The sequence below is a fragment of the Variovorax sp. GW821-FHT09D07 genome, from assembly GCF_059416345.1.
In genome coordinates, this window is the sequence record NZ_JBWKOY010000003.1 from 251,757 (window position 1) to 275,560 (window position 23,804).

The following is a 23,804-nucleotide window of genomic DNA, read 5'->3' on the forward strand; positions in this document are numbered from 1 at the left end:
CCCTCCCGTGGCCGGACCGCCGCCGGAATCAGCCGGCCGCGCGCTTGGCCAGGATCTCGAAGGCCGGCAGGGTCTTGCCCTCCAGCACCTCGAGGAAGGCACCGCCGCCGGTCGAGATGTAACCGACCTGCTTTTCGATGCCGTACTTGGCGATGGCCGCCAGGGTGTCGCCGCCGCCGGCGATCGAGAAGGCGCTGCTTTCGGCAATGGCTTGCGCGATGGCCTTCGTGCCGCCCGCGAAGGCGTCGAACTCGAACACGCCCACGGGGCCGTTCCAGACGATGGTGCCGGCTTCGCGCAGCTGCGCGGCCAGGATGGCGGCCGTCTTCGGTCCGATGTCCAGGATCAGGTCGTCCTCGGCCACGTCGGTGGCGGCCTTGACGGTGGCGGGTGCGTCGGCCGCGAAGGTCTTGGCCGTGACCACGTCGACCGGGATCGGCACGTCGGCGCCGCGCGCGCGCATGGCGTCGATCACGGCCTTGGCCTGGTCGAGCAGGTCGGGCTCGGCCAGCGACTTGCCGATCTTCAGGCCCGCGGCCAGCATGAAGGTGTTGGCGATGCCGCCGCCGACGATCAGCTGGTCAACGTTGGCCGACAGGCTCTTGAGGATGGTGAGCTTGGTGCTGACCTTCGAGCCCGCCACGATGGCGACCAGCGGGCGCTTGGGCTGGGCCAACGCCTTGGTGATGGCGTCGATCTCGGCCGCCAGCAGCGGGCCGGCCGCGGCCACCTTGGCGAACTGGGCGATGCCGTAGGTGGTGGCTTCGGCGCGGTGGGCGGTGCCGAAGGCGTCGTTCACGTAGATGTCGGTGAGCGCGGCCAGCTTGCGGGCCAGCGCTTCGTCGTTCTTCTTCTCGCCCTTGTTGACGCGGCAGTTCTCCAGCAGCACGACCTGGCCGGGCTTGACGTCGACGCCGTCGACCCAGTTGGCCACCAGCGGCACGTCACGGCCGAGCAGCTCGCCCAGGCGCTGGGCGACGGGGGCCAGCGAGTCTTCGGGCTTGAACTCGCCTTCGGTCGGGCGGCCCAGGTGCGAGGTGACCATCACGGCCGCGCCGGCGTCGAGCGCCAGCTGGATGCAGGGCACCGAGGCGCGGATGCGCGTGTCTTCGGTGATGCGGCCGGCATCGTCCTGCGGCACGTTGAGGTCGGCACGGATGAAGACGCGCTGGCCGGCGGCCTTGCCTTGCGCACAAAGGTCGGTGAATCGAATGACGTTCATGGGTCTGAGGATGGTGAAAGACGGGACTGCGCGCATTGTAGTTTTCACCCTCCTGAGCCCCTGCGCGTCTCTTGCGGGGCGCTGATGCTTTTTCAGGCCTTCGCCTGCGCGGTCGCGAACTGCTCGAGGATGCCGACGAAACTCGCCGCCGCGGGCGACAGCGAGCGCCGCGCCGCGCTGTACACGCACACCTCGCGGTGGAAGTCGGGCGACTCGAGCCGCACCATCTGCAGCCCGTGCGCGCGCACCAGCGACGCCGAGTAGGTCGGGCACACGGTCAGCCCCAGCCCCGAGGCCACCATGCCCAGCGCGGTGGTCATGTACGACACCTCCTGCGTGCCGGGCCGCATCAGGAACGCACGCTCCTCGGCCCCCAGCTCGGGCAATACGCGCTGGCGGAAGTCGCGCGTGGGCGCGATGAAGGTGTAGGGCCCCAGCTCGTGCCAGCGCACCTTGCGGCGCTTGGCAAAGGCGTGGCCGGGCGGGCAGATCAGCCAGTGGCGGTCGCGGAACAGCGTGCGGCGCTCGATGGCTGCGGCGTCCACCGCCACGTCCTGGCCCACGGCCAGCTCGACGTCGCCGGCCGCCACGCCCAGCAGCAGGTGCTCGGGCAGCGTGTCGGCCAGGCGCACGTCCACGTCGGGGTACGCCTCGCGGTAGGCGGCGATCACGCGCGGCATCAGCGTGCAGGCCATGAGTTGTGGCGCTGCGAGCCGCAACAGCCCTTTCTTCTTGTCACGCAAATCGGTCACGTCCGCGACCGCGCTCGTGAGGTCGCCGAGCAGCCGGTGCACCGACGGCAGGAACTCGCGCCCCGCCTCCGACAGCTGCACGCGCCGTGTGTTGCGGTCGAGCAGCTGCACGCCCATCTCGCGCTCGAGCTCGCGCACCAGCACGCTGAGCGCCGACTGCGTGAGGTGCAGCTGCCCGGCGGCGGTGGTGAAGCTGCCGGTTTCGGCCACGGCGGCGAAGGCGCGCAGCTGGCGCAGGGTGAGGTTCATATATATGGTTATTTCATCAATCGATGAATTAATTTCGATTGCATCATAAGACGCGGCATTGCCCAATCGCGGCCTCAACGGAGACACGACATGCCGACGACCGCCACCCCCACGGCGCCCCCACCCATTCGCGGGCTGCACCACTTCGCCTGGCGCTGCCGCGACAGCGAGGAAACCCGCCACTTCTACGAAGACCTGCTGGGCCTGCCGCTGGCCCACGTCATCAAGAACGACCACGTGCCGAGCACGGGCGAGTACTGCCCCTACGTGCACATCTTTTTCCAGATGCGCGACGGCGCGTACATCGCCTTCTTCGACCTGGGCGACGACACCGCCGCGCTGCCCTCGCCCAACACGCCGTCGTGGGTGAACCACATCGCGCTGCGCGTCGACTCGGTGGCCGACCTGCTGGCCGCCAAGGCGCGGCTCGAAGGCGCGGGCATCGAGGTGCTGGGCGTGACCGACCACCACATCATCGAGTCGATCTACTTCTTCGACCCCAACGGCATCCGCGTGGAACTCACCACGCCGACCGTGCCGCAAACCGAGATGGACGCACACGCGCGCCATGCCCACGCCGACCTCGACGCGTGGACCGCGCGCAAGGCGGCGCTTCGGGCAGCGAAAGGCGCGTCGCATGTCTGAGCTGCAACTCGCCGTCATCGACGTGAAGCCCGGCGCGGCCATGGACAGCCAGTCGGGCCTGCAGCTGCTGCGCCCGCGCATCTACGGCGCCTTCCGCGCGCCGCCGGGGCCGAAAAAGATCGCGGCCATCGTGATGCACCCGACCAGCAACTTCATGGGCCACTACCTCATCGGCCCGCTGGCCGAGCGCGGCATCTGCTGCATGGGCCTGAACTCGCGCTTCGTCGGCAACGACACAGTGTTGCTGATGGAGCGTGCGATTCAGGACCTGGGCGCCGGCGTGCAGTACCTGCGCGCCGCCGGCTACGAGAAGGTGTTCCTGGTCGGCAACTCGGGCGGCGCGGCACTCTCGGCCTTCTACCAGGCGCAGGCCGAGCAGCTCACGGCCACGCACCTGCCCGACGGCGACCCGACGCATCTGCACGCCAGCGACCTGCCGCCGGTAGACGGCCTCGCGCTGTGCGCCGCGCACCTGGGCCGCACGCGGCTGATGCGCGACTGGATCGACCCCTCGGTCACCGACGAGCACGACCCGCTCTCGGTCGACCCCGCGCTCGACATGTACGACCCGCGCCACCGCGTGCCCTACGAGGCCGACTTTCTCGCCCGCTTCAGCGCGGCGCAGAAGGCGCGGATGGACCGCATCGAGCAGTGGTGCCTCGAGCGCCTCGCGCTGCTGCGCGGCACGCCCGGCGCGCCGCGCGACCAGACCTTCGTCGTCTACCGCACGCACGCCGATCCGCGCTGCGTCGACCTGTCGCTCGATGCGAACGCGCGCCGGCCCGGCAGCGTCTGGGGCGATGCGCGGCAGGTGAACTATTCGGCCAACGCGATGGGCCGCACCACCTCGCTCACCGCGTTCCTCTCGCAGTGGTCGTCGCGCTCGCAGGCCGACGGGCCGACCAACCTCGCGCGCACCACGGTGCCGAAGCTGCTGCTGACCTATACCGGCGACCAATCGACCTTTCCGAGCACGCGCGACGCATGGATGGCCGCGGGCGGGTCGCGCATCCGCAACGTCGACATCGTCGGCGGCAACCACTACCTGGCGGGCCAGCCTGAGCTGATCCCGCAAGCGGCGGACGCCATCGCCGAATTCGCCCGCGCGCTGTGACGCACGACACCATGGAAAACTTTGCCTTCGCACCGGCCTACGAGCTGCCGGTCTGGCCCTTCACGCCGCCGCCCGAACTCGGCAGCGCGCAGGTGGTGCGCCACCCGGTCGTGATCGTCGGCGCCGGCCCCTCGGGCCTCACGCTGGCCTGCGACCTCGCGCAACGCGGCGTGCGCGCCGTGCTGCTCGACGAAGACGACACCGTGGGCGTGCGCGGTGCCTCGTCGCGCGGCATCTGCTACGCGCAAAAGAGCCTGGAGATCTTCGAGCGCCTGGGCATCTATGAACGCATCGCGGCCAAGGGCGTCACCTGGTCGTTCGGGCGCACCTTCTCGGGCGACGAGGAGGTCTACAACTTCAACCTGCAGGCCAGCAGCGTCTCGACGCAGCCGCCCTTCATCAACCTGCAGCAGTTCTACATCGAGTGGTTCCTGGTCGATCGCATCCTGGAACTCGGCGTGACCGACCTGCGCTGGAAGAGCCGCGTGACGCGCGTCGAGCCGCTGGCCGACGGTGTGCACATCGACATCGAGACGCCCGCCGGCAGCTACATGATCGAGGCCGACCACCTGATCGACGCCACGGGCGCGAACAGCCCGATCCGCACGCAGCTCGGCGTGGCATCGCATGCCTCGCGCAGCACCGACCGCTGGTGCATCAGCGACGTGCGCTTCGAAAAACCGTTGCCGACCGAGCGCTGGACCTGGGTCGACGCACCCTTCAACGAAGGCCGCGGCGTGTGGCAGCACCTGATGGCCGACGGCGTGTGGCGCATCGACTACCAGATGCCCGAGGACTGCGATCCCGCCGAGATCAGCCGCCCCGAGGTGGCCGGTGCGCGATTGCGCGAACAGCTCGGGCCCGACGTGGCGTTCGAGTTCGTGTGGATCGGACCGTATGGCTACCGCGACCACCTGCTGGAGCGCTTTCGCCGCGGCCGCGTGTGCTTCATCGGCGATGCCGCGCACGTGGTGAGCCCCTTCGGCGCGCGCGGCGGCAACACCGGCATCCAGGACGCGGCCAACCTCGGCTGGAAGCTTGCGCTGGTCGTGCAGGGCAAGGCCGGCGAGGCGCTGCTCGACAGCTACGACGCCGAGCGCCGACCGGCCGCGCAGGAGAACCTGACGGTCACGAGCCGCTCCGCGCGCTTTCTCGCGCCGCGCTCGCCGGCCGAGCACACGCTGCGCCGCGCCGTGGTGGCGCTGGCCAAGCGCCACACCTTCGCGCGGGCGCTGGTCAACACGGGCCGCATGTCGGTCGCCAACGACTACCCCGCCGCGCCGCTGCTGCCCGAGGGCGGGCGCACGGTGCAGAACCTGCCGCTGCGCTGGGCCGATGGGCGCGAGACCACGCTGATGCAGCTGCTGGCCGAGGGCACGCAGTGCCTGGGCCTGTGGTTCGCGCCGACGCGCGCGCAGGCGCAGGCCGCATGCGATGCCACGGCCGCACTGCCGCTGCGCCTGCTGGCCGTGGGCGGCGACAGCGGCCTGCCGACCTTGCAGGCCGACGAAACGCTCGCACGCCACCTCGGCATCGACCCCAGCGTGGGTGGCTTCGTGCTCGTGCGCCCCGATGCCTATCGCGCTGCGCTCCTTGCGCAAGCCACCCCCGACACGATCGCCGCCGCCGTGCGCACGGCGCTCGCACTCACCGCTTCGTCCTCATGATCACCGAGCCCCGCATCCCCGATCCCGACGGCTTTTACGCCGCGCTGCTGGCCGCGCACGAAGGCCGCACCGAGGCGCAGAGCGCCGACCTCAACGCGCGCCTCGTGCTGCTGCTGGCCAACCAGTGCGCCGACCAGGCCGTGCTGCTCGCCTGCATCGACGCGGCGGCCGAGGCCGACGACGACATCCCCACGACCACGACAACACCTCCATGACCGCCACCGTCTCTTTCGCTTCCGCCTCCGACACCCGCGAGCAGAAGCCCCGGCTGCAGGAACTCGCGCCGGGCGCCTACGGCTACATCAGCGATTTCGATCCCAACTGCGGCTTCGTCGTCGGCGACGAGCAGGTGGTGCTGATCGACACCCGCCCCACGCCGCGCATGGCGCGCGACTTCCTCGCGGCGATCCGCAGCGTGACCGACAAGCCGATCCGCACCATCGTGCTCACCCACTACCACGCGGTGCGCGTGATGGGCGCGAGCGCTTTCGACGAAGTGCAGGAGATCGTCGCCAGCAACGGCACGCTCGACTGGATCCGCACGCGCGGCCAGGCCGACTTCGAATCGGAAGTCGGCCGCTTTCCTCGCCTGTTCGCGGGCGTGGAAGAGATTCCGGGCCTGACCTTCCCGACCACGGTCTTCGAGCGCGAGATGACGCTGCCGCTGGGCGGTGGCCGCGAACTGCGGCTCATGGCGTTGGGGCGCGGCCATTCGAGCGGCGACACCGTGGCCTGGCTGCCCGACAGCGGCGTGCTGTTTGCGGGTGACGTGGTCGAGAACCACTGTGGCGTGTACGCGGGCGACGCCTACATCGGCGACTGGGCCGGCACGCTCGACGCAGTGCGCGCGCTCAAGCCGCGCGTGCTGGTGCCCGGGCGCGGCGCGGTGCTGCAAGGCGAAGCCGCCTGCGCCGAGGCGATCGGGCTCACGAAGGACTTTCTCTCGACGCTGCTCGACAGCGTGCGCGCGGGCATCGCCGCGGGCGAGACGCTCAAGGGCTGCTTCGCGCGCGCCGAGGCGGCCATGACGCCGCGCTTCGGCGGCTGGCCGGTGTTCCAGCACGTGCTGCCCTTCGACGTCTCGCGCGCCTACGACGAACTGCGCGACATCGAGCACCCGGTCGTGTGGACCGCCGAACGCGACCGCGAGCTCTGGCAGGTCCTGCGCGGCACCTGAGCCGCCCCCTTTTTCAACAAAGCAACGGAGACAACAAACGATGAAACGCCTTCTTCCCCTGCTGGCCGCGACCCTCGCACTCGCCGCCGCCCCCTTCGCGTCGGCGCAACCGGCGGCCTACCCGAGCCAGCCCGTGAAATGGATCGTGCCCTACGTGGCCGGCGGCGGCACCGACAACCTCGCGCGTTCGCTGGCCGAGGCGATGCAGCCGTCGCTGGGCCAGCCGCTGATCATCGACAACCGCCCCGGCGCGTCGACCAACATCGGCGTGTCGGTGATGATGCAAGCCAAGCCCGACGGCTACACGATCATGCAGGCCGAGAACGCGGCGCTGCTGTTCAACGAGCACATGTTCGCCAAGCTGCCCTACAAGCCGGCAACCGACTTCACCTACATCGGCACCATCGGGCGCTTCCCGGTGGCGCTGGTCGTGCACCCCGACTTTCCCGCGAAGAACGTGGCCGAGTTCGTGCGCTACGTGAAGGCCAACCCCGACAAGGTGAGCTACGCCTCGCCCGGCAACGGCTCGCCGCACCATATGGCAATGGAGCTGTTCAAGCAGAAGGCGGGCCTCACGATCACCCACGTGCCGTACAAGGGCGCCGCGCCCGCCATGACCGACGTGATGGGCGGCCAGGTGCCGACGATGATGCTCGACCTGGCCTCGGGCCTGCCGATCATCAAGTCGGGCAAGGTGCGCGTGCTGGCCATCGCGCTGCCGCAGCGCGCCGGTGCGTTGCCCGAGGTGCCGACCTTTGTCGAGGCCGGCTTCAGCGACGTCAACGCCTACGCCTTCCACGGCCTGATCGGCCCGGCCGGCATGCCGCCCGAAGCCGTGGCGCGCATCAACACCGAGCTGCACAAGGCGATGAAGGCACCGAAGGTGGTGAAGCTGTTTGCGGAGTTCGGCTTCGAGGCGCTGCCGGGCACGCCGCAGGACTTCTACAAGCTCTCGCGCGCGGAGAGCGAGCGCTGGGGCAACATCATCAAGACCGCCGGCGTGAAGCTCGACTAGTCTGAGCCGATCACCAGCCCAGGCCGAGGTGCAGGGGCAGGTAGACGGCCATGCCGGCCAGCATCGTGCCGAGCACGCCGCGCCGCCAGAAGTAGTAGGCGCCGCCGACGACCGCCGCGTAGAGGCGCGCGTCGTGCAGCGTGGTGATCAGGTGGCCCTGCGTCATCACGATCTCGGGCGCGATCACGCCGGCCAGCGCGGCGGCCGGCGCGTAGTGCAGCGCGCGGTGCGCCCACTCGGGCAGGCCCCAGGGCCGGTCGAGGATGAAGAAGAAGCAGCGCGTGAGCACGGTGACGCCGGCGAGGCCCGCGATCACGGCCAGGGACCACCAGTCGGTACCGCCGCCGCTCACTTGTCGTCCTCCGCGTCGGGGTCGAGCCCGAACTGCTTTTCGAGCCAGAAGCACAGCAGCACCGCCACGCCGATCGCGACCACGATGTTGAGCTTGAGCGGCAGCGCGTAGGCCGCGACCGCCGTGGCGCCCGCGATGAGCGCGGCCAGCACGCGCAGCCGCGTCGTCGCCATCGAGCAGACGATGGCCACCAGGCTCAGCACGCCGGCAAAGCCCAGGCCCCAGGTCTGCGGAATGAGGTTGGCCAGCGCGATGCCCAGCAGGCTCATGCCCATCCACGCGCACCAGGTCACGAAGTAGTTGCCGGTGAGGTAGGCCTCTTGCGCCAGCCGTTCGGCGGGCGTGGTCGGCGGGGCCGTGTACTGCTTCGTGAAGAGCGCGTAGCTCAGGTCGGCCGTCAGGTAGCCGTGCAGCAGGCGGCGCCAGCGCGGCATGTGCATGAGGTAGGGCCGCAGGTGCAGGCTGAACACCACGAAGCGCAGGTTGACGCAGAAGCCCGTCGCCAGGATCACCCAGGCCGGCGCGCCCGCGGCCAGCAGCGGAATGGCGGCCAGCTGCGAGCTGCCGGCGTAGACGAACAGCGTCATCGCCACGGCCTCGAGCACGCTCATGTCCGACTTGACCATGGCCACGCCGGTCATCAGGCCCCAGGCACCGATGCCGAGCGCGGCCGAGGCCATGTCGCGCATGCCGCCGCGGAACTCGGGCTGGCGGCGCAGCGTGGGCGAGAGGAACATCAGCCGAAGACCTGGCCGGCCTTCAGGTCGAAGCCGCGCAGGAAATCGGCCGCGGGCAGGCGCTTGCCGCCCGGGCGTTGCAGTTCGGTGAGCACCACAGTCGCATCCGATGCCGCCACGGCGACGCCCGTTGCGTCGGCCGAGACGACGGTGCCGGGCGCGGCCCCCGTATTGCCGGGCGCCACGTGCGCGGCCCAGAGCTTGACGGTCTCGCCGCCGAGCGGGCTGTTGGCACCGGGGAACGGATCGAAGGCCAGCACGCGGCGCACGATGGCCGCGGCCGGCTGCGTCCAGTCGATCAGCGCTTCGTGCTTCTCGACCTTGTGGGCGTAGGTGATGCCTTCGGTGGGCTGCGGCGTGCGGGTGAGTTGCCCGATCTGCGCCAGCGCCTCGACCACCATGCGGCCGCCGAGCGCGGCCAGGCGGTCGTGCAGGCGGGCGGTGTTCTCGCCGGGTGCGATGTCGATCGCCTCGCGCAGCAGCATGTCGCCGGTGTCCAGGCCCGCGTCCATCTGCATGATGGTGATGCCGGTCTGTGCGTCGCCGGCCTCGATGGCGCGGTGGATCGGCGCCGCGCCGCGCCAGCGCGGCAGCAGGCTGGCGTGGATGTTGAGGCAGCCGTGCACCGGCAGGTCGAGCACCCACTGCGGCAGGATCAGCCCGTAGGCCGCGACCACCATCACGTCGGGCTGCCACGCGAGCAGCGTGTCGCGCGCGGCCGTGGCCTCGTCGGGGTACTTGCCGTCGAGCCGCAGGCTGCGTGGCTGGGCCACGGGCCAGTTGTGGGCCACGGCGCACTGCTTGACGGGCGACGCCTGCAGCTTCATGCCGCGGCCGGCGGGCCGGTCGGGCTGGCTCATCACGCCGACGATGTCATGGCCGGCGGCGGCAATGGCCTCGAGGGCGACGCGCGCGAACTCGGGCGTGCCCGCAAAAACGACTTTCAACGCGCTCAATCCCGGATCCGTTCGAATTCGAGGTCATCCCCCGTGTGGTACCGGCGCACCACGCCGGTGGGGTCGATGTAGATATAGAGCATGCGGCGCTCGTTGATGGCCTTGTAGCGCCAGGTCCAGACGGTGCCGTCGAAGGAGCTGACGCGGCTGATTTCGTAGGGCTTGCCGTAGAAGGCCAGCACCTCGTTCTGGCGCCAGCGGTCGACCTGGATGTCGTGGCCGAAGCGCGCCTCGGTCAGCACCTGGGTCACCGAGACGACCTTGCCAGATGCGTCGAGGTCGATGTCGACCACCTCGAAGCCGGCCGGCATGCGCGAGTACTGCAGGCGCTCGCCGCCGCCGTTGAGCGGGTAGCGGCCGGTGGGCGCGCCCAGGCGCTGCAGGGTTTCGGCGGCGGAGGTGCCGGGCTGGATGCGCGTGGGTTCGCTGACGCAACCCGCCAGGAACAACAGTCCGGCGGCGGCCAGCGAGGACCACGCAGCCCGGTGGCTCATGCCCGTGCTTCTTTCATGTCCTCGCGCTGCTGCTTGAGGAGCTTGCTCTTGATGCGGTTGCGCTTGAGCGGCGACAAGTATTCGACGAACACCTTGCCCATGAGATGGTCGAGCTCGTGCTGGATGCACACGGCCAGCAGGCCGTCGGCCTCGATGGTGTGGGTGTTGCCGTCGGCGTCGAGCGCCTGGACCTTCACCGAGGTGGAACGCATCACGCCGTCGTAGATGCCGGGCACCGAGAGGCAGCCCTCTTCATTCAGCACTTTTTCGTCGCTGGCCCAGGTGATTTCCGGGTTGATGAGCACGATCGGCTCGTTGCGCTCTTCGGAGACGTCGATCACGACCACGCGCTCGTGCACGTCGATCTGGGTCGCGGCCAGGCCGATGCCGCTCGCGTCGTACATGGTTTCCAGCATGTCGGCGACCAGCGTCTTGATGCGCGCGTCCACGCCCTGCACCGGCTTGGCCACCGTGTGCAGACGCTTGTCGGGGTAACTCAGAATGATTCGTTTGGCCATGAAATCGGGGGGAAGTTGTGGCTATTTTCGCCAATTCCGCGACGCGTCGCGGCGCATTGGCGCGAAAACGTTGCCCTTGCAAGGGCTTCGGGCGCAGAATTCGTAGCAAATTGTGAGATTCGTATGCGCCACGATACTTCGTGCGCTCACCCATCCAGACATGACACAGCCCAGCTCCACCGAACACCAGCGCCCGACCTTCTTTGCCTTCTGGACGGCCGCCCTGGCAGTGGCCGGCAGTTGCGGCGCCACGGCGGCCTGGGCGCAGACGACCTACCCCGTCACGCCCCAGCAGCGCGCCACCGCCCAGCAGACCGCCCAGGCCGGCGTGCCGCTGAGCGAGCTGTCGCCGAAGGCGCCCGACGAGTACACCGTCAAGCCCGGTGACACGCTCTGGGCCATCTCGCGCCTGTACCTGCTGCGCCCCTGGCGCTGGCCGGAGCTGTGGGGCATGAACATCAACGAGATCCAGGACCCGCACCGCATCTACCCGGGGCAGGTGCTGTACCTGGACAAGAGCGGCGGCCGCGCGCGCCTGACCACCCGCCGCAGCGTGGGCGGCGTCGACGGCGGCACCATCAAGCTGTCGCCGCGCACGCGCTTCGACTCGCTCGCCGGCATGGCCCTGCCCACGCTCAACCCGAGCCTGATCGAGCCCTTCCTCAGCGAACCCATCGTGGTCGACGCCAACACGCTCGACGCCGCACCGCGCATCGTGGCTGGCAACGACAGCCGCGTGCTGCTGTCGCGCGGCGACCGCGCCTATGCGCGCGGCAATGCCGAGTCGCCGCTGGTCGAAAAGCCGGGCCCGGTGCAGCACTACCGCATCTTCCGCAGCGCCACGCCGCTGAAAGACCCCGGCACCGGCGAAATCCTCGGCTACGAGGCGCAGTACCTGGGCAAGGCCCAGCTGCAGCGCGGCGAATCGACCACCATCGAGACGACCGGCGACAAGGACGTCATCACGGTCGTGCCGGCCAGCATCGACATCATCGCGTCGCGCGAGGAAATGCGCGCCGGCGACCGCCTGCTGCCCGAGCCCCCGCGCCAGCTGCTGAGCTACGCACCGCGCGCGCCCTCCACCCAGGTGGACGGCCGCATCGTGTCGGTCTACGGCAACGCCGTGCAGTACGCGGCGCAGAACCAGGTCGTGGCCATCAACAAGGGCACGCGCGACGGCGTCGACAACGGCCATGTGCTGGCCATTTTGAAGAACGGCGAGACCATCCTCGACCGCACCGGCGCCCGCAAGGAAACCATCAAGCTGCCGAACGAACGCATCGGCCTGCTGATGGTGTTCCGCACCTTCGAGAAAGTCTCGTACGCACTGGTGCTCGAAATCAACGACACTCCCCGCGCCGGCGACTTCCTCGTCAATCCCTGACACGCGCCTGAGGCTTCTTTCTCGCACACTCGTTTGGAACGCGCAGAACTCGCAGGCTGGCTGCGACTTTCACTGACCCCAGGCGTCGGCGACGGCGCCGCACGCCGCCTGCTCGCGGCCTTCGGGCTGCCTGACGCGATCTTCGCGCAGCCCGAGGCAACGCTGTGCGAAGTCGTCAGCACCGCCCAGGCCGCCGCGCTCAAGCAGCCGCCCTCCGGCCTGCAGGCGCAGGTCGACCAGACCTGGCAATGGCTGCACCCCGCAGACGACGCCACCGGCGGCGCCATCACGCGCCGCGTCGTGACGCTCGGCGACGCCGGCTACCCGGGCTCGCTGCTCGAGATGGTCGACCCGCCGCTGATGCTCTACGTGCTCGGCGCCGCCGCCTTCGACCTCACGCAACTCGGCCGCAGCCTTGCCGTGGTCGGCAGCCGCAACCCGACGCCGCAAGGCGCCAGCCATGCGCGCGCCTTCGCACGGGCGCTGGGCGAAGCGGGCCTGCCCGTGGTCTCGGGACTGGCGCTCGGCATCGATGGGGCGGCGCATCTGGGCGCGCTCGACGCGGCCGGCGACGCACCGGTACTCGCCACGGTGGCCGTGGTCGGCACCGGCCTGGACCGCGTGTACCCCGCGCGGCACCGCGACCTGGCGCACCGCATCACGCTGCAAGGGCTGATCGTGAGCGAGCTGCCACTGGGCACGCCGCCCCTCACGCAGAACTTTCCCAAGCGCAACCGCCTCATCGCGGGCCTGGCGCGCGGCACACTGGTGGTCGAGGCCGCGCTGGCCTCGGGCTCGCTCATCACCGCGCGGCTCACGTCGGAGCAGGGCAAGGAAGTGTTCGCGATCCCGGGCTCGATCCACTCGCCGCAATCGCGCGGCTGCCATGCGCTGATCCGCCAAGGCGCGAAGCTGGTCGAGTCGGTGAGCGACATCCTCGAAGAACTGCCGCCGCTGGCACCGCCCGTTCGCACAGTTGTCAGCGACGCGCCTTCGCCGGCCCCGGAGCACCCGCTGCTCGACGCCCTCGGCTTCGACCCGGTGAGCCTCGATGCGCTGAGCGCACGCACCGGCTGGAGCGCGGCCCAACTGCAGGCGAAGATGCTCGAGCTTGAACTCGACGGGCATGTCTCGCGTTTGCCCGGCGGCCTGTTTCAAAGAGCCGCCGTCGGCTGACGCACGAAGTGCACGAAAGCCTGGGGACACACGACAGATTCCTCGGCTATATTGGGCCCATGTTCGAAGTGCTCGTGTTTGTGTATGAAAACTACTGGCGCGGCGATGCCTGCCCCGAACCCGAACAGCTGGGCCGCAAGCTCAGTGCGCACGGTTTCGAGGCGGACGAAATACGCGACGCCCTGCAGTGGCTCGATGGCCTGAGCCTTGCCACGCAAGGCCTGCAGTTTGAACACCAGGCCAGCGAAGGCGATGACGACAACGCCATCACCACTGCCCGCGTCACGCTGGGCGGTGCACCCGATGCGGCGCTGCCCCAGTCGAGCCAGTCGATGCGCGTGTACTCGCCGTCGGAGCAGGAACACCTCGGCGCCGAATGCCTCGGCTTCATCCGTTTTCTCGAGCTGTCGAACGTGCTGCCCTGCGGCCTGCGTGAGATCGTCGTCGAGCGCGCGATGGCCGCGCCGGGCGACCCGGTGGCGTTGGACGAACTCAAGATCATCGTGCTGATGGTGCACTGGAGCACGGGCATCGAGCCCGACGCACTCGTGCTCGACGAGCTTTGCGAGAGCCGCGAAGGCCGTACGGCACACTGAGCTCGCCTCCGAGCTGCGCGCACTTCCCCACAGACGAGAACAGCCGCGCGGCTGACTAGTTCAGCAGCCGCTCGGGATTCGCATCGAGCTTCGCCAGCGCCTCGCGCGTCGCGCGCGCGGTGAGCGTTTCTTCCTCGGCCGGCACCAGCAGGCCGGCCTGCAGGTACATCGCCAGCCGTCCGGCCTGGATGAGGAAGCTGCGGCCGTCGGCCGAGGCGAACAGGTGCAGCTGCTTGCGGTCGCTGCGCCAGACGAACTGGACCTGGGTCACGCGGTCGTTGTGGTCCAGCATGAACCAGTTGCCGACCTGCAGTTCGTGGGTCCACGCGAGCATGTCCTCGGCCACCTTGACGCCGGCGGTGTCGGAAATGACCTCGATCGCCGTCGCGTCCACGCCGAGCAGCAGCTCGATGCTCTGCGCGTCCAGCGGCAGGCTGGAGGCGCTGCCGTCGTCGGTCACGAAGTCTTCCAGGTGCGCCAGCCGCTCGGCCATGGCCTCGATCTTGGCCTGGGGAATGGCCTCGGTCTTCGACATGAAGGCGTCGGTGAGCGTGGCGCCGATGGTCTTGATGTGGCCTTCCTGCGGCTCGCCGACGATCCCCAGCAGGTCCATGCCCTGGCGCAGGCGTTGCAGCAGCTGCGGCAGGTCCTGGATCACGCGGGCGCGGTCGGCGCGGTTGGGCTTGGCGCTCGCGGCCCAGACCAGCTCGGAGGCCACGCGCTTGAGCATCACGGTGTGCTCGCCCTGCGCGCCGTAGCGCAGCGCGGCGATGGCCAGCACCTCGGCCCAGACCTTGAACAGGAACTCGCGGATCTCGTCGCGCACCGGCATGTCGTTGAGCATCTTGCGCAACTCGATGGTGTACTGGATCGCCATCGTCTCCTTCTGCTCGACCTGCTGCGCCACGCTCATGACGCGCTGCGTGGCGTCGCTCTGCGTGAGGTAGCGGCTGAGAAAAGCGACGAACTCGTCGAACACCAGCTTGAACACGCGCTGGCCGGTCTCGGGGTACTGCTCGATCACCTGCACCACGCGCTTGATCTCGTTCTCGAGCGCGCTGCCGGTGATGGCGGCGGCGTCGAAGCCCATCACGCACGAGCCCATGCGGTCGATCAGCATGCGCGCGGGGTGCTGCAGGGTGCCGAAGAATTCGGGCTCGGCGATGGCCACGCGCAGCACGGGCATCTGCAGCCGCGCGAACCAGACGCGCGCGGAGAACGGAATGCGCTCTTCCGCGAGGATGGCCTGGAACATCAGCGCCACGATCTCGACCGTGGCCTTGTCGGCCGTGGTGGGCGCGCGCTTCTTGAGCTCGGCGGTGCGCCGGCGCAGGTCGACCGCGGTCTGCTGGATCAGCGTGGCCTGCTCGCCGCCGCCGTCCATGTACTGCGTGGCCGCCATGCGGTAGGCGACCTCGGCATCGGCGATGGCGCCGGCAAAGGTGCGTGAAAACACGCGGGGCGCGGCCACGCCGCCGCCGGTGCCGGTCGTGCCTCCGCCCGGTTGCGAGGCGCCGGCCTCGCCGCCGATGCGCGCGGCGACAAAGCGCTTGAGGCTCAGCAGCGCGGTCTGCGCGCGCTGCCGCGCGAAGGCGAGCGGCGAGCTGCCCATCATCGAGCTGGAGGCCGGCCCCGACGACGGCACGGACGCCGCATGCGAGGCCTGGAAAGCAAAGCCCGGACGCTGCTGCTGCTGCGATGGCTGCTGGCCGTGCGGCACCGCCGCACCCGCCGGCGCGCCCTGCCCCATCGGCATGCTCGACGACACCGGCATGCCCATGGACGACGGGCCGCCGCCCGAATCGCCCGTGCGGCGCACGAAGCTCTTGAGGTCGATTTCGGGCATCACGCCCTGCGCGATCAGGAAGGCGTTGGCGCTTTCGTAGGCCTTCACGACCACGTCCGCCAGGGCCTGCTGCGCCGTGCCCTGCACGCGGCCCCAGGCCTCGCGGCTCAGGCCGGCGGCCAGCCACTGTTCCACCAGCAGCTTGGCCAGGGTCTCGGGTTTCAGCACGTCCCGGGCATCGAGCTCGTGCGTGCCCTCGAGGTGCTGGATGCGCAGGCGCAGGTCGCTGAGTTCGAAGCTGGCCTTGTCGTGGATGGTCTGAGCGAGGCGCGAGGCGAGGATGTTGCTCTCGACCACCTCGTCGCCGATGAGCTCCAGCCGCAGCGCCGCGGGGGCCGACGAGGTGCCGCCCGCCGGGCCCGTGCCCAGCGCCTTGCGCCAGCCGGTCTGCGCCAGCGACACCCACTGCGAGGCATGGCCCTGGAACGCCACGAGGTCGTCGCGGCTTTCCTGCATGCTGCGCGCGCTGCCGACATCGGAGGCCACCGCGGTCAGCCGGTCGCGGATGGCCTGGGCCAGCGGAGCGATCGCGCCTTCCGTGGCCGCTACGAAACGCTCACGCGCCTCGCGTGCGAGCTGCAGGGAAGAAGCGGACCGCGCAGTGCTCATTGATGGATCGGAAAGGCCGGAGAGAACGGTTCATCGGCGACAGCCCCGAGCTTGCATCGGGATGCGCCACCGCACAAGTGCGGGTGACGCGAAGCTGGCGCCGAAGTATCCCTCAGACGACGGCGCCGGCGTTCGGGTCGTCGCCGCCGGAGTCGCCGTCGCGCTTGACCGGCGGGCCCTTGATCAGGTCTTCACGCTTCACGCCCAGCCACATCGCGATCGCGGCGGCCACGAAGCACGACGAGTAGATGCCGAAGCAGATGCCGATGGTCAGCGCCAGCGCGAAGTAGTGCAGCGTGGGGCCGCCGAAGAAGAACATCGACAGCACCACGAGCTGCGTGGAGCCGTGGGTGATGATCGTGCGGCTGATGGTCGAGGTGATCGCGTTGTCGATGACTTCGGTGGTCGTCATCTTGCGGTAACGACGGAAGTTCTCGCGCACGCGGTCGAAGATCACGACCGACTCGTTCACCGAGTAGCCCAGCACCGCCAGCACCGCCGCCAGCACCGCCAGCGAGAACTCCCACTGGAAGAAGGCGAAGAAGCCCAGGATGATCACCACGTCGTGCAGGTTGGCCAGCACGGTGGACAGCGCGAACTTCCATTCGAAACGGAACGCCAGGTAGATCATGATGCCGATCACCACCATGGCCAGCGCCTTGATGCCGTTGGAGGTCAGCTCGTCGCCGACCTGCGGTCCGACGACCTCGATGCCGCGCTGCGTGGCCGACGGGTCGACCGACTTCAGCGCCTGCATGACCTGCGCGCTCTGCTGGTCGGAGCTCATGCCCTTCTGGGTGGGCAGGCGGATCTGCACGTCGCGCGAGGTTCCGTAGTTTTGCACCTGCACTTCGGGATAGCCGAGCTTGGTGACAGCCTCGCGCACCTTGCCGATGTCGGCCGATTGCTCGTAGGCCACTTCCATCACCGTGCCGCCGGTGAACTCCACCGACAGGTGCAGCCCGCGGTGGAACAGGAAGAACAGCGCCAGCGCAAAGGTTGCGAAGGAAATGATGTTCAGCACCAGGGCATGGCGCATGAACGGGATGGTCTTGTGGATGCGGAAGAATTCCATGGCGATGGCCCTCGGCCGTTACTTGGTGTCGACCACGGCCGTGCCGTCGGTCTTGGGCCGCCAGACGGTGCCGATCGACACAGACTTGAGCTTCTTCTTCTGGCCGTACCAGAAGTTCACGAGGCCACGCGAGAAGAACACGGCGGAGAACATCGAGGTGACGATGCCGATGCAGTGCACCACCGCGAAGCCGCGCACCGGACCCGAGCCGAAGGCCAAGAGCGCAATGCCCGCGATCAGCGTGGTCACGTTCGAATCGAGAATCGTGCCCCAGGCGCGGTCGTAGCCGGCATGGATGGCGGCCTGCGGCGAGGCGCCGTTGCGCAGCTCTTCGCGCACGCGCTCGTTGATCAGCACGTTGGAGTCGATGGCCACGCCGATGGCCAGCGCCATGGCCGCGATGCCGGGCAGCGTGAGCGTGGCCTGCAGCATCGAGAGAATGGCGACCAGCAGCATCAGGTTCACGGCCAGCGCGATCGACGAGAACAGGCCGAACAGCGCGTAGTAGGCACACATGAAGACCATGATGGCCAGGAAGCCGTACATCACGCTCTTGAAGCCTTTTTCGATGTTGTCGGCGCCGAGCGTCGGGCCGATCGTGCGCTCCTGGATGATCTCCATGGGCGCGGCCAGCGAGCCGGCGCGCAGCAGCAGGGCGAGGTCGCTGGCTTCGGCCACCGTCATCGAGCCCGAGACCTGGAAGCGGTTGCCCAGCTCGCCGTTGATCGACGGGGCCGTGAGCACTTCGCCCTTGCCCTTCTCGAAGATCAGCATGGCCATGCGCTTCTTGTAGTTCTCGCGGCTGACGTCGCGCATGATGCGACCGCCCTTGGCGTCCATGGTCAGGTCGACCTTGGGCTGGTTGCTCTGCTGGTCGAAGCCGGGCTGGGCGTCGGTGAGGTTCTCGCCGGTGACGAGCACCTGCTTCTTCACGATCACCGGACGACCACCGCGGTCGAGGAATTTCTCGGAGCCGAAGGGCACGGGCGCGCCGCTCAGTTCGGCCGCGCGGCCTTCGGCGCTTTCGTCGACCATGCGCATTTCGAGCGTGGCGGTGCGGCCCAGGATTTCCTTGGCCTTGGCCGTGTCCTGCACGCCGGGCAGCTGCACGACGATGCGGTCCAGGCCCTGCTGCTGGATCACCGGCTCGGCCACGCCGAGTTCGTTGATCCGGTTGTGCAGGGTCGTGATGTTCTGCTTGAGCGCGGCGTCCTGCAGGCGGCGAGCCGCCTCGGGCTTGATGGTGGCGGTCAGGCGCCAGTTGGTGCCGTCCTGCGTGTCGGTGGTGCTGAGGTCGGGGAACTGGTCCACGATCAGGCGCTTGGCGGTCTCCAGCGAGGCCGCGTCGCGGAAGGTCACCTCGACGGTCTGGCCGTTGCGGCTGACCTGGGTGCCGCGGATGCTCTTGTCGCGGAAGGTGGTGCGCAGGTCGCTCGCGAACGATTCGGCCTTCTTGTCGATGGCGCCCTTCATGTCGACCTGCAGCAGGAAGTCGACGCCGCCGCGCAGGTCCAGGCCCAGGTACATCGGGAACGCATGCAGCGACGTGAGCCACTTGGGCGAACGCGACAGCAGGTTCAGCGCCACCGTGTAGGGCGGATCGCTGGCGTCGGGCACCAGGGCGCGCTGCACGACGTCGCGCGCCTTGAGCTGGTCGTCGGTGGTGGTGAAGCGGGCGCGCAGCGAGCCGGCGTCCAGCGTCACCAGGTCGGGCGTCAGGCCGGCCGCCTTCAGCGCCTCCTCGACCCGGGTCTGGGTGGCGGCATCGACCTTGACGGTCGTCTTGGCCGCGGACACCTGCACCGCGGGTGCCTCGCCGAAGAAATTGGGCAGGGCGTAGATGAGCCCCACGAGCAGCACGATCACGATGATCGTGTACTTCCAGACCGGGTAACGGTTCATGAGAAGGCGCTTTTCACAAGCGTTTCAGAAATGGAACACGGCGTGACTTGGGGCCCTGCGCCCTGAAGCGCAAGGTTCAGCTCACGCTTTTATTGCTTGACGGCGCCCTTGGGCAGCACCTGGACCACCGCGCTGCGCTGGATCTTGATCTCGACGCCGTTGGCGATTTCCAGGCCGAGGTACTGGTCGTTCAGCGAGGTGATCTTGCCGAGCACGCCGCCTGCCGTGGCGACTTCGTCACCCTTGGCCAGGGCTTCGATCATGGCGCGGGCCTCTTTCTGGCGCTTCATTTGCGGGCGGATCATGACGAAATACAGCACCACGAACATCAGCACCAGCGGCAGCATGCTGCCCAGCGAAGACAACATGTCGCCACCACCGGCGGCTGCGGGCGCGGTTTGAGCGAAAGCAGAGGAAATGAACAAGAGAGTCTCCAGCAGAGGGAAGAGAGAAGAAAAAGACTTCAGATGCGCGGGCCGGGCCCGCGGTTCCGCGCCCACGAGGGATGCGGGCCGCAAGTCAAAGGCTCGGCGGGGGAGGCCGCGCGCAGTCGGGCATTGTATTCGGCGCGGATGGCCGTTTCGCGCCCTTATCCGGCGCACCCCCGAGGGCTTTCAGCTATCGTTTAAATAGCAAAGAGCGCCGCAGGGGCGCTCTTTGTCAGGGGAAACGGGCCTGTCGGATCAGGCCGCTGCGCGCTGCGCCTGGGGGTTGCGCCACTTGCCCATCAGCTCGGTCCAGCGGGTGCGGGCCGCCGCGAGGTTGCGCTCCTTGACGTGGCCGTAGCCGCGGATCTGCTCGGGCAGGCTCGCGATCTCCAGCGCCAGCGCGTGGTTGTCGGCGCGCAGGCCCTTGAGCACTTCCTCGATGCTGGCGCGGTACTCGCCGATGAGGGCGCGCTCGGTCTTGCGCTCTTCGGTGCGGCCGAAGACATCGAGTGCCGTGCCGCGCAGACCCTTGAGCTTCGCCAGGAAGCGGAAGCCCGTGAGCATCCAGGGGCCGAACTTCTGCTTCTGCAACTGGCCCTTGGTGTTCTTCTTTGCAAGCAGCGGCGGCGCCAGGTGGTAGTTGAGCTTGTAGTCGCCTTCGAACATGCCCTCGACGCGGTCCAGGAAGGTGCGGTCGGTGTGCAGGCGGGCGACTTCGTACTCGTCCTTGTAGGCCATGAGCTTGAACAGGTAGCGCGCCACCGTTTCGGCCAGGCCCGTGCTCTTGCCGACGGCCGACTCGACCTGCTGCACGCGGCCGACGAAGGCCTTGTATTCCTCGGCGTAGGCGGCGTTCTGGTAGCCGGTCAGGAACTCGGCGCGGCGCGCCACCAGGGCCTCGACCGTCTCGCGCTTCTTGAACTCGATGACCTGGCCCGGGCGCACGCGCTTTTGCAGCTCGTCCGGACGCACGGCGGCCTGGCGGCCCCACTCGAAGGCGGTCTTGTTGTTCTCGATGGCCACGGCATTCAGCTCGATGGCGCGCATCAGCGACTCGTGCGCCAGCGGCACCCAGCCCTTTTGCCAGGCGTAGCCCAGGATCATCGGGTTGACGTAGATGGTGTCGCCCATCAGCGCGGTGGCGGCGGCATCGGCGTCGAAGGCGCCCAGGCCGTCGATGCCCACGGCGCGCGCAATTTCAGCGGCGCAGGCGTCTTCGGGGTTCTGCCAGTTGGCGTTGCGCACGAAGGCGGCCGTGGGCGCGCTGTGGCTGTTGAGCGCCACGTGCGTGCGCCCTTCGCGCATGCGCGCCATGGTCTCGGCGTTGATCGTGACGAGCGGGTCGCAGGCCAGGATCAGGTCCGCCGCCGCGGTGCCCACGCGGGTGGTGCGGATGTCGTCCTGCGTGTCGCCGATGAGCACGTGGCTCCAGGTGGCGCCGCCCTTCTGCGCCAGGCCCGCCGCGTCCTGCGTGACGATGCCCTTGGCCTCGATGTGCGCGGCCATGCCCAGCAGCTGGCCGATGGTGATCACGCCCGTGCCGCCGACGCCGGCCACCACCACGCCCCAGACCTTGCCGCCCGCGAGCGACGGAATGGCGGGCTCGGCCAGCAGGCCGAACTCGGCCGGCGTGGCCGCCTTGTTCTTGCCCTTCTTCTTGAGCTGGCCGCCCTCGACGGTGACGAAGCTCGGGCAGAAGCCCTTCAGGCAGCTCATGTCCTTGTTGCAACTGCTCTGGTTGATGGTGCGCTTGCGGCCGAACTCGGTCTCCAGCGGCTCCACCGAGAGGCAGTTGCTCTGCACGCTGCAGTCGCCGCAGCCTTCGCAGACCAGCTCGTTGATGACCACGCGCTTGGCCGGATCGACGGCCGTGCCGCGCTTGCGGCGGCGGCGCTTCTCGGTGGCGCAGGTCTGGTCGTAGATGATGGCCGTGGTGCCGGACATGGCGCGGAACTCGCGCTGGATGTCGTCGAGCAGGTCGCGGTGCTTCACCTGCACGTGGTCGCCGGGAATGTTCACGCCCTCGTACTTCTCGGGCTCGTCGGTGACGATGACGACCTTCTTGGCGCCTTCGGCGTGCAGGCTCTCGGCGATCTGCAGCACCGAGTGGCCCTCGGGGCGCTCGCCCACGGTCTGGCCGCCGGTCATGGCGACCGCGTCGTTGTAGAGGATCTTGTAGGTGATGTTCACGCCCGCCGCGATGCTCTGGCGAATCGCCAGCAGGCCGCTGTGGAAGTACGTGCCGTCGCCCAGATTGGCAAAGATGTGCTGGTCGGTCGTGAAGGGCTGCTGGCCGACCCATGGCACGCCCTCGCCGCCCATCTGCGTGAAGCCGATGGTGGAGCGGTCCATCCAGGTCGCCATGAAGTGGCAGCCGATGCCGCCCATCGCGCGCGAGCCTTCGGGCACGACGGTGCTGGTGTTGTGCGGGCAGCCCGAGCAGAACCAGGGCTGGCGCGTGGCGTCGGCCACGCTGGTGGACGCCTGCTGCACCACCATCGCGCGTTCCTTGGCCTCCAGGATGGCCAGTTGCGCGTCGATGCGCGCGGCCATGTCGGCGCCGGCGGCGGCCAAGAGGCCGGTCTTCTTCAGGCGCGCGGCGATGGCCTTGGCGATGAGGGCCGGGTTCAGGTCGGCGTTGGCGCGCAGCAGCGTGTGCGAGGTCGGGTTGGGCATCGACCATTCGCCGCCGGAGTAGCCGTCATCCGTGGAGCTGGCGCCTTCGTCGAACTTGCCGACCACGTTGGGGCGCACATCGGAGCGCCAGTTGTAGAGCTCTTCCTTGAGCTGGTATTCGATGACCTGGCGCTTCTCCTCGACCACCAGGATTTCCTGCAGGCCGGTGGCGAACTCGCGCGTGAGCTGCGCCTCCAGCGGCCACACCACGCCCACCTTGTGCAGGCGGATGCCCAGCTGGCGGCAGGCCGCGTCGTCCAGGCCCAGGTCGATGAGCGCCTGGCGCGTGTCGTTGTAGGCCTTGCCGCTGGCCATGATGCCGAAGCGGTCGTTCGGGCCTTCGATCACGTTGTGGTTCAGGCGGTTGGCGCGGATGTAGGCCAGCGCGGCGTACCACTTGTAGTGCATGAGCCGGGCTTCCTGCTCCAGCGCATGGTCGGGCCAGCGGATGTGCAGGCCGCCGGGCGGCATTTCGAAGTCGGTGGGAATGACGATGTCGACGCGCTCGGGGTCGATCATGGCCGTGGCGCTGGACTCGACGATCTCCTGGATCGTCTTCATGCCCGACCACACGCCCGAGAAGCGGCTCAGCGCGAAGGCGTGAATGCCGAGGTCCAGGATTTCCTGCACGTTGGCCGGGAAGAACACCGGCGTGCCGCAGGCCTTGAAGATGTGGTCGCTCTGGTGCGCGGCCGTGCTGCTCTTGGAGATGTGGTCGTCGCCGGCCACCGCGATCACGCCGCCCCAGGCGGTGGTGCCGGCCATGTTGGCGTGCTTGAAGACGTCGGAGCAGCGGTCCACGCCCGGGCCCTTGCCGTACCAGATGCCGAAGACGCCGTCGAACTTGTTGGTGCCCTGGGGCGAGAAGCCCAGCTGCTGCGTGCCCCACAGCGCCGTGGCCGCGAGCTCTTCGTTCACGCCCGGCTGGAAGACGATGTTCTGTTCCTTGAGGAACTTGCTGGCCTTCCACAGCGCCTGGTCGTAGCCGCCGAGCGGGGAGCCGCGGTAACCGCTGATGAAGCCGGCGGTGTTCTTGCCGACCTGCTTGTCGCGCAGGCGCTGCAGCATCGGCAGCTTGACCAGGGCCTGCACGCCGCTCATGAAGGCGCGACCGTAATCCAGGCTGTATTTATCGTCGAGCGTGACGGTTTCTAGCGCGCGGCGAATGTGCTCGGGCAGCGGGGCGTTCATGTTCTCTGTCTCCGTATTGGCAG

At 68.8% G+C, this 23,804-nt stretch carries 21 protein-coding genes; 9 read left to right on the top strand and 12 right to left on the bottom strand.

Features of this window, described 5'->3' with window-relative positions; all coding sequences use genetic code 11:
- Nucleotides 1-28 precede the first annotated feature (28 nt).
- A complete protein-coding gene (locus AC07OX_RS12615; protein ID WP_495261383.1) occupies nucleotides 29-1,222 on the bottom strand; it encodes a phosphoglycerate kinase in 1,194 nt (397 codons plus the stop codon).
- Between the two features lie 92 nt (nucleotides 1,223-1,314).
- Nucleotides 1,315-2,223 (bottom strand): LysR family transcriptional regulator, encoded by a 909-nt coding sequence (locus tag AC07OX_RS12620; RefSeq protein ID WP_495261382.1) that lies wholly within the window; start codon nucleotides 2,221-2,223, stop codon nucleotides 1,315-1,317.
- A 90-nt stretch (nucleotides 2,224-2,313) separates the two neighbouring features.
- Between AC07OX_RS12620 and AC07OX_RS12625 the strand changes: the two genes are divergently transcribed.
- From AC07OX_RS12625 to AC07OX_RS12650, 6 genes are read left to right on the top strand one after another with little or no spacing between them, the layout of a single operon-like run.
- Nucleotides 2,314-2,868 carry a VOC family protein gene (locus AC07OX_RS12625; RefSeq protein WP_307582157.1) on the top strand — a complete coding sequence of 185 codons (555 nt, stop codon included), beginning with the start codon at nucleotides 2,314-2,316 and terminating at the stop codon, nucleotides 2,866-2,868.
- Nucleotides 2,861-3,982 carry an alpha/beta hydrolase family protein gene (locus AC07OX_RS12630; protein ID WP_495261381.1) on the top strand — a complete coding sequence of 374 codons (1,122 nt, stop codon included), beginning with the start codon at nucleotides 2,861-2,863 and terminating at the stop codon, nucleotides 3,980-3,982. Before AC07OX_RS12625 ends, AC07OX_RS12630 begins: the two co-directional genes overlap by 8 nt.
- Nucleotides 3,983-3,993: 11 nt before the next feature.
- Nucleotides 3,994-5,649, top strand: a complete 1,656-nt coding sequence (locus AC07OX_RS12635) for an FAD-dependent oxidoreductase (protein ID WP_495261380.1) — start codon at nucleotides 3,994-3,996, stop codon at nucleotides 5,647-5,649.
- Nucleotides 5,646-5,864 carry a DUF2783 domain-containing protein gene (locus AC07OX_RS12640; RefSeq protein ID WP_354348068.1) on the top strand — a complete coding sequence of 73 codons (219 nt, stop codon included), beginning with the start codon at nucleotides 5,646-5,648 and terminating at the stop codon, nucleotides 5,862-5,864. Before AC07OX_RS12635 ends, AC07OX_RS12640 begins: the two co-directional genes overlap by 4 nt.
- The gene (locus tag AC07OX_RS12645) at nucleotides 5,861-6,826 is read left to right on the top strand and encodes an MBL fold metallo-hydrolase (RefSeq protein WP_495261379.1); all 966 of its coding nucleotides are present in this window, start codon (nucleotides 5,861-5,863) and stop codon (nucleotides 6,824-6,826) included. Before AC07OX_RS12640 ends, AC07OX_RS12645 begins: the two co-directional genes overlap by 4 nt.
- Nucleotides 6,827-6,866: 40 nt before the next feature.
- Nucleotides 6,867-7,841 (top strand): Bug family tripartite tricarboxylate transporter substrate binding protein, encoded by a 975-nt coding sequence (locus AC07OX_RS12650; RefSeq protein ID WP_495261378.1) that lies wholly within the window; start codon nucleotides 6,867-6,869, stop codon nucleotides 7,839-7,841.
- Nucleotides 7,842-7,851: 10 nt separating this feature from the next.
- Here AC07OX_RS12650 and AC07OX_RS12655 read toward each other — a convergent pair whose 3' ends face one another.
- The 5 genes from AC07OX_RS12655 to def are packed head-to-tail and all read right to left on the bottom strand — an operon-like array spanning nucleotide 7,852 to nucleotide 10,898.
- On the bottom strand, nucleotides 7,852-8,193 hold the full coding sequence (locus AC07OX_RS12655) for an AzlD domain-containing protein (RefSeq protein WP_095747259.1): 342 nt from the start codon (nucleotides 8,191-8,193) through the stop codon (nucleotides 7,852-7,854).
- Nucleotides 8,190-8,930: an AzlC family ABC transporter permease gene (locus AC07OX_RS12660; protein WP_495261377.1), complete on the bottom strand. Its 741-nt coding sequence runs from the start codon at nucleotides 8,928-8,930 to the stop codon at nucleotides 8,190-8,192. Before AC07OX_RS12660 ends, AC07OX_RS12655 begins: the two co-directional genes overlap by 4 nt.
- Nucleotides 8,930-9,886: a methionyl-tRNA formyltransferase gene (gene fmt, locus AC07OX_RS12665; RefSeq protein WP_495261376.1), complete on the bottom strand. Its 957-nt coding sequence runs from the start codon at nucleotides 9,884-9,886 to the stop codon at nucleotides 8,930-8,932. Before fmt ends, AC07OX_RS12660 begins: the two co-directional genes overlap by 1 nt.
- Nucleotides 9,883-10,380 (bottom strand): hypothetical protein, encoded by a 498-nt coding sequence (locus AC07OX_RS12670; RefSeq protein WP_056577158.1) that lies wholly within the window; start codon nucleotides 10,378-10,380, stop codon nucleotides 9,883-9,885. Before AC07OX_RS12670 ends, fmt begins: the two co-directional genes overlap by 4 nt.
- Complete coding sequence (gene def / locus AC07OX_RS12675) at nucleotides 10,377-10,898, bottom strand: peptide deformylase (RefSeq protein ID WP_070063231.1); 522 nt, start codon at nucleotides 10,896-10,898, stop codon at nucleotides 10,377-10,379. The genes AC07OX_RS12670 and def overlap by 4 nt, the downstream gene beginning before the upstream one ends.
- Before the next feature lie 160 nt (nucleotides 10,899-11,058).
- Here def and AC07OX_RS12680 point away from each other — a divergent pair, with 160 nt between their 5' ends.
- The 3 genes from AC07OX_RS12680 to AC07OX_RS12690 are packed head-to-tail and all read left to right on the top strand — an operon-like array spanning nucleotide 11,059 to nucleotide 14,054.
- Nucleotides 11,059-12,282 carry a LysM peptidoglycan-binding domain-containing protein gene (locus AC07OX_RS12680; protein WP_159279203.1) on the top strand — a complete coding sequence of 408 codons (1,224 nt, stop codon included), beginning with the start codon at nucleotides 11,059-11,061 and terminating at the stop codon, nucleotides 12,280-12,282.
- 33 nt (nucleotides 12,283-12,315) lie between these two features.
- The gene (dprA, locus tag AC07OX_RS12685) at nucleotides 12,316-13,458 is read left to right on the top strand and encodes a DNA-processing protein DprA (RefSeq protein ID WP_495261375.1); all 1,143 of its coding nucleotides are present in this window, start codon (nucleotides 12,316-12,318) and stop codon (nucleotides 13,456-13,458) included.
- A gap of 59 nt (nucleotides 13,459-13,517) precedes the next feature.
- A complete protein-coding gene (locus AC07OX_RS12690) occupies nucleotides 13,518-14,054 on the top strand; it encodes a Smg family protein (RefSeq protein WP_139700756.1) in 537 nt (178 codons plus the stop codon).
- A 55-nt stretch (nucleotides 14,055-14,109) separates the two neighbouring features.
- Here the strand turns inward: AC07OX_RS12690 and AC07OX_RS12695 are convergent, their stop codons facing one another.
- From AC07OX_RS12695 to AC07OX_RS12715, 5 genes are all read right to left on the bottom strand, one after another.
- Complete coding sequence (locus tag AC07OX_RS12695; protein ID WP_495261374.1) at nucleotides 14,110-16,509, bottom strand: DUF1631 family protein; 2,400 nt, start codon at nucleotides 16,507-16,509, stop codon at nucleotides 14,110-14,112.
- 112 nt (nucleotides 16,510-16,621) lie between these two features.
- Nucleotides 16,622-17,584: a protein translocase subunit SecF gene (gene secF / locus AC07OX_RS12700; RefSeq protein WP_062478240.1), complete on the bottom strand. Its 963-nt coding sequence runs from the start codon at nucleotides 17,582-17,584 to the stop codon at nucleotides 16,622-16,624.
- 18 nt (nucleotides 17,585-17,602) lie between these two features.
- A complete protein-coding gene (secD, locus tag AC07OX_RS12705) occupies nucleotides 17,603-19,486 on the bottom strand; it encodes a protein translocase subunit SecD (RefSeq protein ID WP_062478237.1) in 1,884 nt (627 codons plus the stop codon).
- Nucleotides 19,487-19,575: 89 nt separating this feature from the next.
- The gene (yajC, locus tag AC07OX_RS12710; RefSeq protein WP_062478234.1) at nucleotides 19,576-19,911 is read right to left on the bottom strand and encodes a preprotein translocase subunit YajC; all 336 of its coding nucleotides are present in this window, start codon (nucleotides 19,909-19,911) and stop codon (nucleotides 19,576-19,578) included.
- A gap of 258 nt (nucleotides 19,912-20,169) precedes the next feature.
- Nucleotides 20,170-23,781, bottom strand: coding sequence for an indolepyruvate ferredoxin oxidoreductase family protein (locus AC07OX_RS12715; protein ID WP_495261373.1), 3,612 nt, complete (start codon nucleotides 23,779-23,781; stop codon nucleotides 20,170-20,172).
- Nucleotides 23,782-23,804: the final 23 nt, after the last annotated feature.

What these genes read in the sequence shown, in the direction of transcription:
- AC07OX_RS12640 (WP_354348068.1), top strand. Translation starts at nt 5,646, where the DNA reads ATGATCACCGAGCCCCGCATCCCCGATCCCGACGGCTTTTACGCCGCG.
- secF (WP_062478240.1), bottom strand. Translation starts at nt 17,584, where the DNA reads ATGGAATTCTTCCGCATCCACAAGACCATCCCGTTCATGCGCCATGCC.
- def (WP_070063231.1), bottom strand. Translation starts at nt 10,898, where the DNA reads ATGGCCAAACGAATCATTCTGAGTTACCCCGACAAGCGTCTGCACACG.
- AC07OX_RS12625 (WP_307582157.1), top strand. Translation starts at nt 2,314, where the DNA reads ATGCCGACGACCGCCACCCCCACGGCGCCCCCACCCATTCGCGGGCTG.
- AC07OX_RS12620 (WP_495261382.1), bottom strand. Translation starts at nt 2,223, where the DNA reads ATGAACCTCACCCTGCGCCAGCTGCGCGCCTTCGCCGCCGTGGCCGAA.
- AC07OX_RS12715 (WP_495261373.1), bottom strand. Translation starts at nt 23,781, where the DNA reads ATGAACGCCCCGCTGCCCGAGCACATTCGCCGCGCGCTAGAAACCGTC.
- AC07OX_RS12660 (WP_495261377.1), bottom strand. Translation starts at nt 8,930, where the DNA reads ATGTTCCTCTCGCCCACGCTGCGCCGCCAGCCCGAGTTCCGCGGCGGC.
- AC07OX_RS12630 (WP_495261381.1), top strand. Translation starts at nt 2,861, where the DNA reads ATGTCTGAGCTGCAACTCGCCGTCATCGACGTGAAGCCCGGCGCGGCC.
- secD (WP_062478237.1), bottom strand. Translation starts at nt 19,486, where the DNA reads ATGAACCGTTACCCGGTCTGGAAGTACACGATCATCGTGATCGTGCTG.
- AC07OX_RS12695 (WP_495261374.1), bottom strand. Translation starts at nt 16,509, where the DNA reads ATGAGCACTGCGCGGTCCGCTTCTTCCCTGCAGCTCGCACGCGAGGCG.
- AC07OX_RS12680 (WP_159279203.1), top strand. Translation starts at nt 11,059, where the DNA reads ATGACACAGCCCAGCTCCACCGAACACCAGCGCCCGACCTTCTTTGCC.
- AC07OX_RS12615 (WP_495261383.1), bottom strand. Translation starts at nt 1,222, where the DNA reads ATGAACGTCATTCGATTCACCGACCTTTGTGCGCAAGGCAAGGCCGCC.
- AC07OX_RS12650 (WP_495261378.1), top strand. Translation starts at nt 6,867, where the DNA reads ATGAAACGCCTTCTTCCCCTGCTGGCCGCGACCCTCGCACTCGCCGCC.
- AC07OX_RS12635 (WP_495261380.1), top strand. Translation starts at nt 3,994, where the DNA reads ATGGAAAACTTTGCCTTCGCACCGGCCTACGAGCTGCCGGTCTGGCCC.
- AC07OX_RS12645 (WP_495261379.1), top strand. Translation starts at nt 5,861, where the DNA reads ATGACCGCCACCGTCTCTTTCGCTTCCGCCTCCGACACCCGCGAGCAG.
- AC07OX_RS12690 (WP_139700756.1), top strand. Translation starts at nt 13,518, where the DNA reads ATGTTCGAAGTGCTCGTGTTTGTGTATGAAAACTACTGGCGCGGCGAT.
- AC07OX_RS12670 (WP_056577158.1), bottom strand. Translation starts at nt 10,380, where the DNA reads ATGAGCCACCGGGCTGCGTGGTCCTCGCTGGCCGCCGCCGGACTGTTG.